Annotated in this window: 12 protein-coding genes; 5 read left to right on the top strand and 7 right to left on the bottom strand. The window is 63.0% G+C overall.

Annotated features, from left to right (window positions below; all coding sequences use genetic code 11):
• Positions 1-109: 109 nt before the first annotated feature.
• The 4 genes from DY201_RS08610 to DY201_RS08595 all read right to left on the bottom strand — a co-directional run bounded on the left by DY201_RS08610 (position 110) and on the right by DY201_RS08595 (position 7367).
• Positions 110-2419 (bottom strand): putative bifunctional diguanylate cyclase/phosphodiesterase, encoded by a 2310-nt coding sequence (locus DY201_RS08610; RefSeq protein ID WP_115730835.1) that lies wholly within the window; start codon positions 2417-2419, stop codon positions 110-112.
• Between the two features lie 139 nt (positions 2420-2558).
• A complete protein-coding gene (locus DY201_RS08605; RefSeq protein WP_115730834.1) occupies positions 2559-6035 on the bottom strand; it encodes an indolepyruvate ferredoxin oxidoreductase family protein in 3477 nt (1158 codons plus the stop codon).
• Positions 6036-6241: 206 nt separating this feature from the next.
• Complete coding sequence (locus tag DY201_RS08600) at positions 6242-6775, bottom strand: hypothetical protein (RefSeq protein WP_245431932.1); 534 nt, start codon at positions 6773-6775, stop codon at positions 6242-6244.
• Entirely contained in the window at positions 6768-7367 is a 600-nt protein-coding gene (locus DY201_RS08595; protein ID WP_115730833.1) for a CGNR zinc finger domain-containing protein, read from the bottom strand. Before DY201_RS08595 ends, DY201_RS08600 begins: the two co-directional genes overlap by 8 nt.
• Positions 7368-7460: 93 nt before the next feature.
• On the opposite strand from DY201_RS08595, the gene DY201_RS08590 reads away from it, so the two are divergent.
• The 4 genes from DY201_RS08590 to DY201_RS08575 all read left to right on the top strand — a co-directional run bounded on the left by DY201_RS08590 (position 7461) and on the right by DY201_RS08575 (position 11503).
• The gene (locus DY201_RS08590; protein WP_115730832.1) at positions 7461-8366 is read left to right on the top strand and encodes a branched-chain amino acid ABC transporter permease; all 906 of its coding nucleotides are present in this window, start codon (positions 7461-7463) and stop codon (positions 8364-8366) included.
• Positions 8367-8572: 206 nt separating this feature from the next.
• Positions 8573-9157 carry a TRAP transporter small permease subunit gene (locus DY201_RS08585; RefSeq protein WP_115730831.1) on the top strand — a complete coding sequence of 195 codons (585 nt, stop codon included), beginning with the start codon at positions 8573-8575 and terminating at the stop codon, positions 9155-9157.
• A complete protein-coding gene (locus DY201_RS08580; RefSeq protein ID WP_165915818.1) occupies positions 9154-10887 on the top strand; it encodes a TRAP transporter large permease in 1734 nt (577 codons plus the stop codon). The genes DY201_RS08585 and DY201_RS08580 overlap by 4 nt, the downstream gene beginning before the upstream one ends.
• Positions 10888-11149: 262 nt before the next feature.
• Positions 11150-11503, top strand: coding sequence for a VOC family protein (locus DY201_RS08575; RefSeq protein WP_115730830.1), 354 nt, complete (start codon positions 11150-11152; stop codon positions 11501-11503).
• A 63-nt stretch (positions 11504-11566) separates the two neighbouring features.
• On the opposite strand, the gene DY201_RS08570 is transcribed toward DY201_RS08575, so the two are convergent.
• A complete protein-coding gene (locus DY201_RS08570; RefSeq protein WP_115730829.1) occupies positions 11567-12676 on the bottom strand; it encodes a TRAP transporter substrate-binding protein in 1110 nt (369 codons plus the stop codon).
• A 297-nt stretch (positions 12677-12973) separates the two neighbouring features.
• On the opposite strand from DY201_RS08570, the gene DY201_RS08565 reads away from it, so the two are divergent.
• On the top strand, positions 12974-13747 hold the full coding sequence (locus DY201_RS08565; RefSeq protein ID WP_115730828.1) for a gamma-glutamyl-gamma-aminobutyrate hydrolase family protein: 774 nt from the start codon (positions 12974-12976) through the stop codon (positions 13745-13747).
• 36 nt (positions 13748-13783) lie between these two features.
• Here the strand turns inward: DY201_RS08565 and DY201_RS08560 are convergent, their stop codons facing one another.
• Positions 13784-14767, bottom strand: coding sequence for a 2-hydroxyacid dehydrogenase (locus tag DY201_RS08560; protein WP_115730827.1), 984 nt, complete (start codon positions 14765-14767; stop codon positions 13784-13786).
• A complete protein-coding gene (locus DY201_RS08555) occupies positions 14764-15798 on the bottom strand; it encodes a LacI family DNA-binding transcriptional regulator (RefSeq protein ID WP_115730826.1) in 1035 nt (344 codons plus the stop codon). Before DY201_RS08555 ends, DY201_RS08560 begins: the two co-directional genes overlap by 4 nt.
• Between the last annotated feature and the right edge of the window lie 17 nt (positions 15799-15815).

The following is a 15815-nucleotide window of genomic DNA, read 5'->3' as shown; positions in this document are numbered from 1 at the left end:
TTATGTAAAGATGAAATTCAAACTGTCTCTATTTACCTTCCGTTAAGGTTAACAATCGACGGATAATGAAGCGCTTTTGGCGTTTGGGCGAGCTGCCCTCCTGCTTACTTCAACGACGGGCTGAAATGCGTGCGAGACCAATGTCCTTGGCGAAGGGCCAGACAGTGTTGGACATGGTCTCGATACCGGACGACGACAGCGCCGAGCCAAACAGGAAGCCCTGTACGAGATCGGGATGAACCTCGACGGCGAGGATCTTGAGTTGCTCGAAGGTCTCGACGCCTTCGACGGTGACCGACAGGCCGAGCGGGCGCGACAGGTCGACAATGCCCTTCAGCAGCTTCAGCGAACGTGGGTTCTGGGCGACATCGGCCAGGAAACTGCGGTCGATCTTGACCTTGTCGAGCGGCAGCTTGTGCAGGTAGCTCAAGCTGGAGTAGCCGGTGCCGAAATCGTCGAGCGCTATGCGCACGCCGAGCGCCTTGAGTTCCTCGATATAGCTGCGCGTCGACGACTTGTCGTCGAGCAGCGCTGTCTCCGTGACCTCGATTTCGAGGCGGTGCGGCGCCAGGCCCGAAGCCATAAGCGCCTCCCGCACCTTCTCGACCACATCGCGGTCGCGGAAATCCTTGGCGGACAGGTTGACCGACACGCCGATCGGCGCAGGCCATTTGGCGCATTCGGCGCAAGCCGCCTGCAACACGAAGGTGCTGATGTCGGAGATGATGCCCATCTCTTCAGCAAGCGGAATGAAGGTCGCGGGGGAAACCGGACCAAGCTCGGGGTGATCCCAGCGGCACAGCGCCTCGCAACTGGCGATGCGCATCGTGCTCATCGAAACGATCGGCTGGTAGACGACGCGCAAGGCACGCGCTTCCACGGCATTGCGCAGGTCGGCTTTCATCAGCTGGCGATTGCGGAATGCGGCATCCATCACCGCCTCGAACAGCTGCCAGCTGTTCTTGCCGGATTCCTTGGCCTTGTAGAGCGCAAGGTCAGCCTTGACGATCATCGCGTCGACGTCGGATTCGCGCGCCCTGCCGAGTACCGCGCCACCGCTGGCCTGAATGCGCAACACATGGCCGGCGACATCGACCTCGCCCTGCATCTCGGCGAAGATCCGGTCGAGCATCAGCTTGAGATGGCTCTCGTCGTCGACCTTGTCGAAATAGATCATGAACTCGTCGCCGCCAAAGCGGCTGACCTTGACGGTGTCGGAGGCGAACGCCGCCAAGCGTTCCGCAACCGCATAGATGAGCCCGTCGCCGACGGGATGGCCAAGCGTGTCGTTGACACTCTTGAAGTCGTCGAGGTCGAGCACGGCAAGCGCGCACAGCCGCTCGCGGTCGCCGGAGAGAACGCACTCAGCCGCGACCTCATGGAAGTAGGCGCGGTTGGGCAGCCCGGTGAGGCCGTCATAACGGGCCATGAAACGGATCTTCTCTTCGGCCGCGACACGGGCCGTCACGTCCTCGAAGGTGATGACGCCGAGTTCCTGGCTGCCTTCGCGTGCGGAGAACTCCAGGCACTGGCCGTTGGCGAGCGAGACAAGCACCTTGCGGTCCCTGCCCTCGCGCAGCGCGCGGGTCAGTTGCGCCTCGATGTAGCGGCAGTCCTTGAGCGCAAGCTGGCCACCGGCGACGCCACGCATCAGCAGGCCGTGGATCGAACGGCCGAGCAGCGCCTCAGGCGACTTCACCGACATCAGATGCGCAGCTTCGGCATTGGCGACCGCCACCCGGCCGTCGGGCCCGAGCATGACCAGGCCGTGCGACATGGTGTTGAGTGCGCGATTGAAGCGCTGGGCAAGGCGGTTGGATTTCTTCTCTTCCGACACGGCGGTGAACAGAACGTCGCGCACCGTGTCGGCGAACTTGCGGATCGCATAGAGGAACGGCGCCGAAAGCAGCCCCAGGAAGACGTGGTAGAAATCACCGCGCAGCAGGAAGCCGAGTGAGATCGCCCAGGTCATGGTGACTGTGAAGATCATCACCATGCGCGGCGAGCCGTAGTTGCGGCCGGCAATCGAGGTGGCCGATGCCAATGTCACGCAGACGGAGGCGATTTCGGCAAAAGGATCATGCGCGAAATAGATGCCGGCGAGGCAGAACGAGCCCAGCGCCAGGCCATGCAAAGTGCCATACAGGATGTAGTCGTTTTCGCGCTTGTGCGCTTCCTCCCACGTCGTGGCAGCCGGCAAGCTGTTGTATTTGCGGAAGTTTCGCATGCGCAACGTGGCGACCAGCACCATGAACAGCGCAACGACGAGATAGAGCGGGTGAGCGGTTTTCCACCACACGACGCCAATCAGCAGAGTCTGCGCAACCATACCAACAGCCAGCGTCGCGCCATCGCGGAAAAGCGTTTCCACGAAGGGGATGTAGACGTCGACCGGTATCTCGTTGTTTCTTCTGCGCATCCGAGGCCTGCCTGGGAGGCCAAGGACTGCCACATCCACCTTAAGAAAGGCTTAGAAAGCGCGCACTTATGTGCTTGAAACGCTACTCAATCGCGCGCCACAACTTCTAATTTAGGTTCAGGTAAACAAGTCGTATCGCCTACTCGGCAGCCTGCAGGGTGGGAGTTGCCGGCGTAGAATTCAACCTTTTGACCAGCCGCTCCCGTTCCTCCGATGCCTTTTTGACGCTCGCATGCTTGACGTGACCATAGCCGCGGATCAATTGCGGCACCGATGCCAGAGCTGCCGCAGCGTCAAGATTGTCGCTCGACAGTGATCCGCGGATCAGCTCGAGGTCGGCCTCGTAGCGGCCGAGCAATGCGCGCTCCATGCGCCGCTCGGCGGTGTAGCCGAAGACGTCGAGAGCACCGCCCCGCAAACCCTTCATCGCCGCAAGCAGCTTGAAGCTCTTCATCATCCACGGACCGAAACTCGACTTTCGCGCAACGCCATCGGCGCCCTTGCGACCGAGGATCGGCGGCGCGAGATGGAATTCGAGCTTGTCGTAACCCTGGAACTGCTTTGCCAACTCGCGCTGGAACGAGCCGTCGGTGTAGAGCCGGGCGACCTCATACTCGTCCTTGATCGCCATCAGCTTGAACAGCGAACGTGCAGCCGCCTCGGCGACGATGGTCGAACCGGGTTTTGCCGTCTGCTCAGCGGCGCGAAGCGAGGCAATGCGGTCGATGTAGCGCCCGGCATAGGCAGCGTTCTGGTAGGCTTTCAGGAATTCGGCGCGCCGCGCGATCATCTCGTCGAGTGTCTGTGCGACCGCAGGCTCGTCGCCACGGCTGGTCCGGTCGATCATGGAGCGGACGAATTCCGGCTCGTGGGCCGCGCGACGACCCCAGCGGAAGGCAGCGACGTTCATCGCAACGGCTTCACCATTGAGCGCGATCGCCTTTTCGACCGCTTCAGTCGACAGCGGCAAGCCGCCATGCTGGAATGCAAAGCCGAGCATGAACATGTTGGCGCCGAGCGAACTGCCGAACAGGGCGGATGCTGTGCGGGTGGCGTCGAAGAAATGCGTGTTGGTCTCGCCTGCCGCCTCGCGGATGGTCTTCTTCAACCGCTCCGTCGGCAGCGAGAAATCGGCCGAGCGCGTAAACTCGCCGGGCATGATCTCGGCGGTATTGGCCACGAAGATTGTATGATTTTCGCGAACCGCCGCCAGCACCTTCTTGGCGCCGGACACGACGAGGTCGCAGCCGAGGATCAGGTCGGCTTTGCCGGCCGAAACGCGAATGGCATTGATATCGTCAGGCGAGCGGGCGATGCGGACATGGGTGAACACCGAGCCGCCCTTCTGGGCGAGGCCTGCCATGTCGATCATGCCGCAGCCCTTGCCCTCAAGGTGGGCGGCCATGCCAAGCACCGCGCCGACGGTGACGACACCGGTGCCGCCGACGCCGTCGATGATCGCCGCCCAGCCATCGCGGTCAAGCGCAAACGGCTTGGGCTCGGGCACACCCTGCAAAGCGTCGCTGGTGCCGGCAATGCCTTCCGCCTTGCGGATCCTGGCACCATGCACGGTGACGAAGGACGGGCAGAAGCCGTTAATGCAGGAAAAATCCTTGTTGCAGCTCGACTGGTCGATCTTGCGTTTGCGACCGAACTCGGTTTCGACAGGCTGGATCGAGACGCAGTTCGACTTGACGCCGCAGTCGCCACAGCCTTCGCAGACCAGTTCATTGATGAACACGCGCTTGTCAGGATCGGGGAAGGTGCCACGCTTGCGGCGGCGGCGCTTCTCGGCAGCGCAGGTCTGGTCGTAGAGCAGGACGGTGACGCCCTTGATGTCGCGCAGCTCACGCTGGACGAGGTCGAGATCGTCGCGGTGGTGAAAGGTGGCGCCGGCAGGAAACTGCGAACGGCCGCCATATTTGTCCGGCTCGTCGGTGACGACGGCGATACGCTCGACGCCCTCGGCACGAACCTGGCGGGCGATCATGTCGACGGTCAGACTTCCTTCATGCGGCTGGCCGCCGGTCATCGCAACCGCGTCGTTGTAGAGGATCTTGTAGGTGATGTTGGCATCCGAGGCGAGCGCGAAGCGGAGCGCCAGCGTGCCGGAGTGATTGTAGGTACCATCGCCGAGATTCTGGAAGATATGATCGCGCTTGGTGAACGGCGCCTGGCCGACCCATTGCGCGCCCTCTCCGCCCATGGCGGTGAAGCCGAGCGTGCTGCGGTCCATCCACAACGACATGAAGTGGCAGCCGATGCCGGCGCCGGCGATCGAGCCCTCAGGCACCTTGGTTGAGGAATTGTGCGGGCAGCCGGAGCAGAAAAACGGCGTGCGCGAGGCCACGTCCTTTGTGTCGGCCAGCATCGCCTGGTACTGGCGCAAGCGGCTGACCCGGGCGGCGATCTCTTCCGACGGGCCGATGACCTTGAGCACGCGCTCGCCGATGGCGATGGCGATGTCGTTGGGGTCGAGCGCGCCCTTGGCCGGAAACAGCCAGTCACCGCGTTCGTCCTTCTTGCCGACGACCTTCGGCTGCATTGCGGTGCCGTAAAGCTCCTCGCGCACCTGTACCTCGAGCAGCGAGCGCTTTTCCTCGACGACGACGATCATCTCGAGGTCGCGGGCAAAATCCCTGATGTGCTCGATGTCGAGCGGCCACGGGCAGCCGACCTTGAACAGGCGGATGCCGAGCTGGTTGGCGCGGCTCTCGTCGATGCCGAGATCATCGAGCGCCTGGCGCACGTCGAGGAAACTCTTGCCGACGGTAATGATGCCGATCTTCGGCTTGCGGCCGCCTGAATAGATGATGCGGTTGATGTTGTTGGCGCGGATGAAGGCGGACGCAGCGGCGCGCTTGTATTCGTGCAGCCGCGCCTCCTGGCCGAGCTGGTCGAGCTCATGGCGGATGCTGAGCCCGCCTGGCGGCATGTCGAACTCAGGGGTGACGATGTTGAGCCGGCCGAGCGAGGCATCGACGGACGCCGTGGACTCGATGTTGTCCTTGACGCATTTGATCGCCGCCCAGGTGCCGGCGAAGCGCGACAGGGCAAAGCCGTAGAGACCGTAGTCGATCAACTCCTGCACCCCGCCCGGATTGAGGATCGGGATCATCGTGTCGACGAACAGGAACTCGGTGGCATGCGCGTTGGTTGAGGATTCGGCGGTATGGTCATCGCCCATCAGCGCTAGCACACCGCCCTTCTTCGAGGAGCCGGCGAGATTGGCATGGCGGAAGACGTCGCCCGAGCGGTCGACGCCCGGACCCTTGCCGTACCAGACTGAAAAGACGCCGTCATGCTTGCCTTCGCCGAGAAGCTCCGCCTGTTGCGAGCCCCAGCAGGCGGTGGCAGCGAGTTCCTCGTTGAGGCCGGGCTGGAAGACGATATTGGACTGTGCCAGCTGCTTCTTGGCCTTCCACAGCTGCAGGTCGAGACCGCCGAGCGGCGAGCCGCGATAGCCCGAAACGAAACCTGCGGTATCAAGGCCAGCGAGCCGATCACGCTCGCGCTGCATCAGCAGCATGCGGATGACGGCCTGGGCGCCGGAGAGGAAAATCCGCTCCTTGCCCAGATCGAACTTGTCGTCGAGAGCGACGTCGTGAAGCGTCATCAGCATTTCCTGTGCCCCAACCACCCTCGATTCGGGCAGCTGACCTTGGGTAGCCTAGCGATAGCTTTTCCGGGCGCGACTGTCGCGTCAAACGAATTTCTTTGTTTGGGGAAAAGAACAATCGAAAGCTCGTATGGCCGTCTGCTGCGCACGAAACCGCAAGCGAAAGACTTCCCTGCGCATGAAAATTGCCGTCGGAGAGAAGCTCAGGCGGCGGGCGGACAGGTCACGCCGCGACCTCCGGGGAGATGCCCATCCGGATGGCCCTTCAGCTCGGGATTTGGATCGTAGAACGGGCCGACGACGAGCGGCTTGTCGGGAAGCACCGACTGATCCTGAGACGAGGCCATCGTCGTCTCCAGCGCCTGCATCAGCGCGCCCTGTGCATTCTCGATGCGGATCGACACCTTGTAGGGCTTGTCCTTGACCACGCATTCGAGCGGCGGGCTGTTGATCGTCACCTTGTCGTTGAGCGGCCATATCTTCTGGCGTACCATGATCGCCTCGCCCCCGGCAGGGTTCTCGAAAGTGGCGACCGCGAATTCGCCCTCGCCGATCGGCTTCAGCGGTCTCAGGGTGACAAGATACTGTACGGTCGCCACCCGATAGTTGAAGACGAACAGCCGGCCTGACAGTTCGAAATACTCACCCTCGCGCCCGCTTTCGCGACAGCCGGCAAATACCAGCAATGCAGCCGTCAAAAAGGCAAAGGTGGCGCGCAAAAATCTACGGTCAACCATTCACCACCTCTTCCTTCCGCCTGCTGTAATGGCGCCGCGCCTTCTGGCGGTTGCCGCAGACGGCCATGTCGCACCACAGCCGGCTGCCGTTGCGGCTGCGATCGACGAACAGCCAGTTGCAGTTCGGACAAATGCGCAGCCGGGACATGATGCCGGCCGATAAAAGCGACAGCGCCGACACGGCGAGTGCTGCCTCGAAGGCCAGCGGCTCCGACTCGACACCGAAGGGTGCCTCAGCGCTCAGCCTTTCGCGCGAAGCGGTGAGCCCGTCGGCGCAGGCGTTGAGAAAATGGGGCATGTCGACGGTTGCCAGCACGCCCTCGACAACGCTGCGGCGCATCAGGCGGTCGGTGGCTTCGCGAATGGCAAGCACCCTGCCTGCAATCGCCTTCGGGTCAGGTGCGGCAAGCACCCTGCCCCTGAGCTCGTCGGCGCGAAAACCGCTGGCGGCCGCAGCGAAACGGGCAATCTCTGCCGGGTCGTCGAAACGGTCGAAGCTGCGCCCTGCATCGCCCCGCAACACCACCGTGTTGGTGGTGTCGAGGGCGAGCATGCCGCCGGAGAAACGATGCCGGGTCCAGGAAACTGCCATGCCTCAATCTAACTGGTAAACGCGATTTGACAAGTTAGTATGGTCGGCGCAGTCTTGTGGATGGCACGACAGTGCAGCGCCGCCGGACAACGCATGCTCTATTTCCTCCAACAGCTTCTCAATGGCGTGCATTCGGCTGCAATCTACGGCCTGCTGGCCTTTGGCTATGCGTTGGGTAACGGCCTGCTTCAGCGCACCAATCTCGCCTATGGCGGCATCTTCGCCTTCTCAGGTCAGACGATGATCCTGGCTGCCGTCTATGGCTATCAGGCACTGTGGCTGACGCTGCCGGCAACGATCGCTTTCGGCGTCGCCGTGGCGCTCGCTTATGCGGCGCTTCTGAGCCGAGTCCTGTCCAAGACCGTCTTCGCCCCGTTGGCCAACCGCTCGCCCAACGCGATCGTCGCCGCCACACTCGGCGTGATGATCGTTTTGATGGAACTGAGCCGCATTGCCGCCGACACGCACGACTACTGGCTGCCACCGATGCTGGCGACGCCGGTGGTCTTCGCTTCGGGTGTCAACTTCGTCGCGACGCTGACTGTGATCCAGCTGATCAACACGGCAATGGCAGTCGCCGTCATCATGTGGGGAACGGCAAAGCTGTCGCGCTCGAATTTCGGGCGGAACTGGAAGGCCGTCGCCGACGATCCGTGCGCTGCAAGACTCTGCGGCATCGACACGGCAAAGGTGTTTCACCGTGCCTTGCTGTTCGGCGGCCTGTGCGCCGCCCTGGCGGGTGTACTGGCGGCGCTTTATTACGGCAATCTCGGCTTCGGCGCCGGCGTGGTCTATGGCCTGAAGATTCTGTTTATCACCGCGGTCGGCGGCTACTACGCGCCTGGAAGGGCAGCTCTCGGTGCCGCCGCCTTCGGCATCGCCGAGTCGCTCTGGGCCGGCTACTTCCCGATCGAATGGCGCGACGCCTGGATGTACGGCCTGCTCGCAGCGATGCTGGTGTTGACCGGCGACCGCAGCGACGCGCCAAGCCGGGTCTGAAAGACCCGCTTTGCGGGTGCGACTTTGGTTGTATGCCGCAGCGTCACAGCAGCTTTTTCCCCAGAATTGCGACCTTCGCAGCAATTGACGCCGTAAGGCTGTCGTGTTGACGCGACACCCTTGACCGGCATACCCATGAACATCGGGGAATGCTGGAAAAAGAACGTCGGGGAACACCAGCTGCCCCACTACATAGGGAGGAATGCATGGCAGGGCTTCTCGCTCTATCCAGGTTCATTGACCGCATCAACGAGGCAATCGGCAAGACGGTATCCTGGGCAATCCTGGTTGCCATCCTGGTGAGTGCCGGAAACGCCATCATCCGCAAGACGTTCAACATGTCGTCCAACGCCTGGCTGGAGCTGCAGTGGTACCTGTTCGGTGCTGCCTTCATGCTGGCGGCCGCCTACACGCTGAAGCAGAACGAGCATATCCGCATCGACATCGTCTACGGCATGTTCTCGCGCCGGGTGCAGCATTGGATCGACCTGCTCGGGCACCTGCTGTTTTTGATGCCCTTCGTCATCCTGATGATCTTTTACTTCGTCCCTTATGTCGGCCTGTCGTTCCGCTCGGGCGAAATGTCGTCCAGCTCCGGCGGCCTGATCCTGTGGCCGGCCAAGGCGTTGCTGCTGTGCGGTTTCGTGCAGCTCGGCTGCCAGGGCGTCTCCGAGATCATCAAGAAGATCGCCATCATGCGCGGCGACATGGACGACCCCACGCCCTTCATCTCGGCCCACGAGCAAGCCGAACTTGAAGGCAAGGCGCTGGCCGACGAGGTCCGCCCATGATCGAGTTCATCGCCCAGAACATGGCACCGATCATGTTCTTCTCGCTCATCGTCTTCATGCTGCTCGGCTATCCCGTCGCATTTTCGCTCGCCGCCAACGGCCTGCTGTTCTTCTTCATCGGCGTCGAGTTGGCACCCTACTCCAACGGCTCGATCAACCTGTCCTGGCCTTTGCTCTATGCGTTGCCCGAACGTTTCTGGGGGGTGATGTCGAACGAGACGCTGCTGGCGATCCCGTTCTTCACCTTCATGGGCATCGTGCTCGAACGCTCCGGCATGGCCGAAGACCTGCTCGACACCATCGGCCAGTTGTTCGGCCCGATCCGCGGCGGCCTCGCCTATGCCGTGATCTTCGTCGGTGCGCTGCTCGCGGCGACCACGGGCGTGGTTGCCGCCTCGGTCATCGCCATGGGCCTGATCTCGCTGCCGATCATGCTGCGCTACGGCTACGACCGGCGGCTTGCTTCGGGTGTCATCGCTGCATCCGGCACCCTCGCCCAGATCATACCGCCTTCGCTCGTGCTCATCGTGCTCGCCGACCAACTCGGCCGCTCGGTTGGCGACATGTACAAGGGCGCGCTGATCCCCGGACTGGTGCTGACCGGTCTGTACATGGGCTACATCTTCCTGATGTCGATCTTCCGGCCGAAATCGATGCCGGCGCTGCCGCTCGAGGCGCGCACGCTCGGCCATGGCGTGACCTCGCTGTTTGCGGCATTGCTGCTGGCAGCGGTGATCGCCTATGCCGCGCATGTCTACCTGTCGCCGACCCACGGCGCCAACGCCGATATCCTCGGCGCCTGCGTCGGCGTCGTCGTCATCTACATCGCTGCAATCCTCGACCGCGGCCTCAAGTTCAACATGATGTCGCGACTGGCACAGCAGGTCATCATCGTGCTGATCCCGCCGCTCGCGCTGATCTTCCTCGTGCTCGGCACTATCTTCCTCGGCATCGCCACGCCGACCGAAGGCGGAGCGATGGGCGCGGTGGGCGCCCTGATCATGGCCGCGATCAAGGGACGGCTTTCGCTTGACGTCATTCGCCAGGCGCTGGCCTCGACGACGAGGCTGTCGTCCTTCGTGCTGTTCATCCTGATCGGTGCGCGGGTGTTTTCGTTGACCTTCTACGGCGTCAACGGCCATCTCTGGGTCGAGCACCTGCTGGTGTCGCTGCCCGGCGGTGAGGTCGGCTTCCTGATCGCCGTCAACATCCTGGTCTTCCTGCTGGCCTTCTTCCTCGACTTCTTCGAGCTGGCCTTCATCATCGTGCCGCTTTTGGCGCCGGCCGCCGACAAGCTCGGCATCGACCTGATCTGGTTCGGCGTGCTCCTGGGTGTCAACATGCAGACCAGCTTCATGCACCCGCCGTTCGGCTTCGCGCTGTTTTACCTGCGTTCGGTCGCGGCCCGTGTGCCCTATCTCGACCGCATCACCGGCAAGAACATCGAGCCGGTGACAACGGGACAGATCTACTGGGGTGCCGTTCCCTTCGTCTGCATCCAGATCATCATGATCGGGCTGACGATCGCCTTCCCGCAGATGGTGATGCACTACAAGGGCACGCCGGTCGATCCAACCACCATCGAGATCAAGATGCCCGACATGCCCGGACTGGGTGGTGGCCTCGGCCTGCCGCCGCTTGGCGCACCGGCTCCCGGCACGGCACCTGCCCCCGGCCCAGCACCTGCAGCACCTGCCAACGACCTGACAAAGCCTCCGAGCTTCAACTAAGCCACAAACCAGAAGGGCGCCCAAGTGGCGCCCTTCTCATTTACCCCGACACGAGTTGCGGTCCCTGACCGGTTCAGTAAGTCCGGTCACTTCCCCCTTGGAAGCCTGTCCACCGTTATGCGGGAGTCCCACGGCCGGACTGCGACGGCACTTGCCGCGCGGCCGGCGGGTTTGTGGCAACACGCTGAACGTCAGCGCACGGTCTTTCCGGTCTCGATAAGTCAAATCCTGTCCGCAACCCATCAAGGACAGGAAAACGAACATGAATCACGCCAATCTGACCACCACCGACGTCGCCGCCCTGTCGGGCTTCTTCGTCTCCCACTTCGGCTTCAAACAGCTCGACATGCGCGGCCAGGAAGCATTTGCCGTCTTGCGCGGCACCGATGGCTTCGTGCTCAACCTGATGAAACCGTCCAGGGATGACGGTCCCTACCCCTCCGGTTTCCATGTCGGCTTCTTCGTCGATAGCCCTCGGAGGGTCCGCGCGAAACAGGCCGAGTTGGCCGAGGCCGGTTTCGACACGGGCGAGGTGCAGGAGCTGACGCGCGGCGGGTCGACGACCTTCTATTGCAATGCCCCCGGCGGCGTTTTCGTCGAGGTCGCCTCCTCCTGAGCAAACGAAGAGGCCCGGGACGCATGTGCGCCCCGGGCCTCTGACACGGTGCAGTGCGGAAGCTTAGAGCTTGCCGTTTCGCTGCTGGATCATCATGAAGGTGTCGTAGTTGTATTCGGCGATCTGGGCCCAGAGGTAGTGCTCCTTGCGGAAGCCCTTGATCGAATCCCAGATCTTCTTGAAGCCGGGATTGCTGGCTTCCATCTCGGCATAGACCTCGTTGGCCTTGTCGAAACAGGCCGAGAGGATTTCCGGGCTGAACGGACGCAACTGCGCGCCGTTGGCAACAAGGCTCTTGACCGCCGTCGGATTGAGGAAGTCGTACTTCTGCAGCATGTTGGCGTCGGCCGCCTGGGCCGCCGTGCGCAGCAGCGCCTTGTAGGCTGCCGGCAGCTCCTCGACCTTGGCCTTGTTGAACATGAAGTGGACCGTCGGGCCACCTTCCCACCAGCCGGGATAATAGTAGTAGGGCGCGACCTTCTGGAAGCCGAGCTTCTCGTCGTCATAAGGGCCGACCCATTCGGCAGCGTCGATGGTGCCCTTTTCCAGCGCCGGGTAGATGTCGCCGCCGGCGATCTGCTGCGGTACGACGCCGAGCCGCTCGACGACCTTGCCGGCGAAACCGCCGATGCGCATCTTCAGGCCCTGCAGATCGGCGACCGTGTTGATCTCCTTGCGGAACCAGCCACCCATCTGCACGCCGGTGTTGCCGCCGGGCAGACCGTAGAGACCCTGGGTCGCCAGGAATTCGTTGAACAGGTCGATACCACCGCCATGGTAGTGCCAGGCGTTCATGCCGCGTGCATTGAGCGCGAACGGAACGGCCGCACCGAGCGCCCACGTGGGGTCCTTGCCCCAGTAATAATATGCCACCGTGTGACAGGCTTCGACTGTACCGGCGGTCGTTGCGTCTGCTGCCTGCAGGCCAGGCACGATTTCGCCGGCTGCAAACACCTGGATGGTGAAGTTGCCGTCAGTGGCTTCCGACAGGTGCTTCGACAGGACTTCAGCACCACCATAGATGGTGTCGAGCGACTTCGGGAAGGACGACGCGAGCCGCCATGTGATCTTGGGATTGGACTGGGCAATTGCCGGTGCCGCAAGCGTCGCTGCGGCGGCGGCCGCACCTACGCCGGTGGTTCCGGCCTTCCTGATAAATGAACGGCGATCCATCAAAATCCTCCCATAGTGGACCGAAAGACATACGACGCTGGGGAAATATCTGGCCTCCCACCACTAACGCCGACCGCGACAATACACGGCGAAGGGGATGAGTAAAGCGCGCCCGAGAGGGCGGGGAAGGTTTGACCGGGCAAAACGCTGCGGCAGCCCAAGCATCTAAAACTATAGTCTAATCCCACTCGTCTGGCACATACGAGATATGCAAACTTGTGTTGGAAAAGCGCCTCGGGATCGCCTATTTTGTAGGCAAGGAAACAGCCTGCTTTCCACAAGGATGCGAACCCGATCATGCACCAGCCGCTTGTTGCCGTGTCGTCAGATGTCAAGCAGTTCGAGAACTACACCTGGCATGCAGCACCCCAGCAATATCTCGAGGCGGCAATCTCCGGCGCCGGTGTGCTGCCGGTACTGGTGCCCAATTTCGGCGACCGCCTAGACCTCGACGAGCTGTTGTCATCCGTCGACGGGGTGATGCTGACCGGCTCGAAGTCCAACGTCGATCCGCGCCTGTATGGCGAGGAAGCGACCGAGGCCAACGGCCCCTACGACTTCGCCCGCGATGCCACGACCATGCCGCTGATCCGCAAGGCGATCGAGCGCGGCGTGCCGCTGCTCGCCATCTGCCGCGGCATCCAGGAATTGAACGTCGCGCTTGGCGGCTCGCTCGCCACCGAAATCCAGGAGCGCGAAGGCATCGCCGATCACCGCGCACCCGTCAGCGACAACCAGGACGAACGCTTCGCCATCCATCAGGTGGCGACCATCAAGCCAGGCAGCTGCCTTGCCGGCGTGTTCGGCCCAGGCGACATCCTGGTCAATTCGGTCCACCGCCAGGCGGTCGAACGGCTCGGTTCGAAGCTCCAGGTCGAGGCGGTGGCACCCGACGGTACTGTCGAAGCTGTGTCGGTCCGCGACTCTCGCGCCTTCGCCGTCGGCGTGCAATGGCACCCCGAATACTGGGTCAAGTCGGACGACGTCTCGCAGCGTATCTTCAAGGCCTTCGGAGATGCCGTGCGGGCCCATGCTGTCGCAAGGCAGGCGGCACGGACGGCAGCGGAGTAAGCTCCGGGCAGCACCACCCCAGCCAGATCGGCTCAGCTAGATCCTGGCCGTCACTTCGGCGGTCTCGGGGACCGGCGTCAACGCCCGGCGCTCTTGGGAAAACCACGAAAAGATGTTGTCGGCGGCAAGATCGGCCATCGCTTGCCGGGTGTGGACGGTGGCGGAGGCAACGTGCGGAAGCAGCGATGCGTTGGGCAGGTCGATCAGCGCCTGCGGCACATTCGGCTCGTCAGTGAAGACGTCGAGGCCGGCCGCCAGGATGGTGCCTTTTGACAGGGCCTCGATCAGGGCTGCTTCATCGACGGTGGCGCCGCGACCGACATTGACGAAGACGCCGTTGGCACCGAGGGCTACGAGAATCTCCGCACTGACAATTTTTTCCGTCTGCGGCGTGGCCGGAGCCACCGACACCAACGTGTCGACGGCGGCTGCCAGTTCCTTCAGCGTCGGATAGTAGGCGTAGGCGACGCCATCGACAGGGCGACGATTGTGATAGGCGATCGGCAGCCCGAAGGCTTCGAGCCGGCGCGCGATGGCCAGGCCGATGCGGCCCATGCCGAAGATGCCGATGCGGCGGCCGCGCAGCGTTCCCGGTGTCAACCGATAGCCGCCCTCGCTGCTCCAGCGCCCGTCGCGCAGCCATGCCTCGGCCCGTGGCAGCTCGCGCACCGTGTTGATGAGCAGGCCGATAGCGGTATCGGCGACCTCCTCGGTCAGAACATCGGGCGTGTTGGTGACCATGATGCCACGCATGCCGGCATGGCGCGCGTCGACGGCATCATAACCAACACCGAAACTGGCGATGATCTCGAGATTGGGAAGTGCGTCGATGAAAACCGCGTCGACGCGGCCGGCCGAGGCAAGGCCGCGCACCTTTGACTTCATCTCCGCAGTCAGCAACGCAGGATCGCCTTCCGCTAAGTGGACGAGCGGAAATGCCGATTTGAGCCGCTCGGCGACGCGCGGGTGCAACAGGCCGGGGATCAGGATCGCCGGCGCTTCGGAATTCGACACGATCATGTGCGTTCTTTGGGCTTTCCGGTCGACTGCCTGACATGCAGCTCGGGCTTGATCAGTTCCTGGGACGGGCGCACCGACTGGCCGTTGAGCTTGTCAAGCAAAGCGCTGGCGGCGCGGCGGCCAACCTCACGCTGGCCGTTCCACACCGTAGTCAGCGCCGGCGTCGCGATCTGCGCTTCCTCGAGATCGTCATAGCCGGTAACGGACACGTCGATACCTGGCACGAGGCCGGCACGGGCGATGCCGTTCATCAGACCGATGGCGACGAGGTCGTTCCAGCAGCAGGCGGCGGTCGGCTTGTCCTTCAGTGCAAGGAACTGCCCCGCCGCCTCGAAGCCGCCTTGCTTGGTGCGCGGGCCGGCGATGCGCCAGGTCGGCAACACTTCGAGCCCCGCCGCCTCCATGGCGTTGAGATAACCCTGGTAACGGTGGCGGCCGGTCGACGTCTGGTCGGTGCCGCCGATCATGGCGATGCGCTTATGCCCGAGCGAGATCAGGTGGTTGGTGGCAAGGGCCGTGCCATAGGCGTCGTCGCCGCGAAACACCGGGACCTCGGCGCCCTCGACCGACCGCGCAATCAGCACCGCGGGAAGTCCGTTCTCCTCGGCCATGACGATGTCTTCCGCCGGCGTTCCAATGGCAGGTGACATGATCACCCCGTCGGCGCCGAGTTGCAGCAGCGTGTCGACGAAGGTGCGCTGCTTCTCCAGGTCGTCATAGTGGTTGGAGAGGATGAAGGTCTGCCGGCTGCGGTCGAGCTCACTCTCGATGGAGCGCAGGATCTCGGCGTAGAACGGGTTCATGATGTCGTGGACGACGACACCGACGATGCCGGAACGCGAGGTGCGCAGGCTGGCGGCGCGGCGATTGTAGATGTAGCCGATCTCGCGGGCATGCTGCTTGATGCGGTCACGGGTGACGTCGGCGACAAGCGGGCTGTCGCGCAAGGCGAGCGACACGGTCGCGGTCGAAACGCCGAGCGCGTCGGCAATCGTCGAAAGCTTGATCTTCTGAGCCAGCGGGCCCTCCATCCGCAAGCGTGAACGGA

The organism is Aminobacter aminovorans (assembly GCF_900445235.1).
Lineage (GTDB): Bacteria > Pseudomonadota > Alphaproteobacteria > Rhizobiales > Rhizobiaceae > Aminobacter > Aminobacter aminovorans.
Note: the sequence above shows the minus strand (reverse complement) of the source record. Positions and strands in the feature narration are given on the sequence as shown.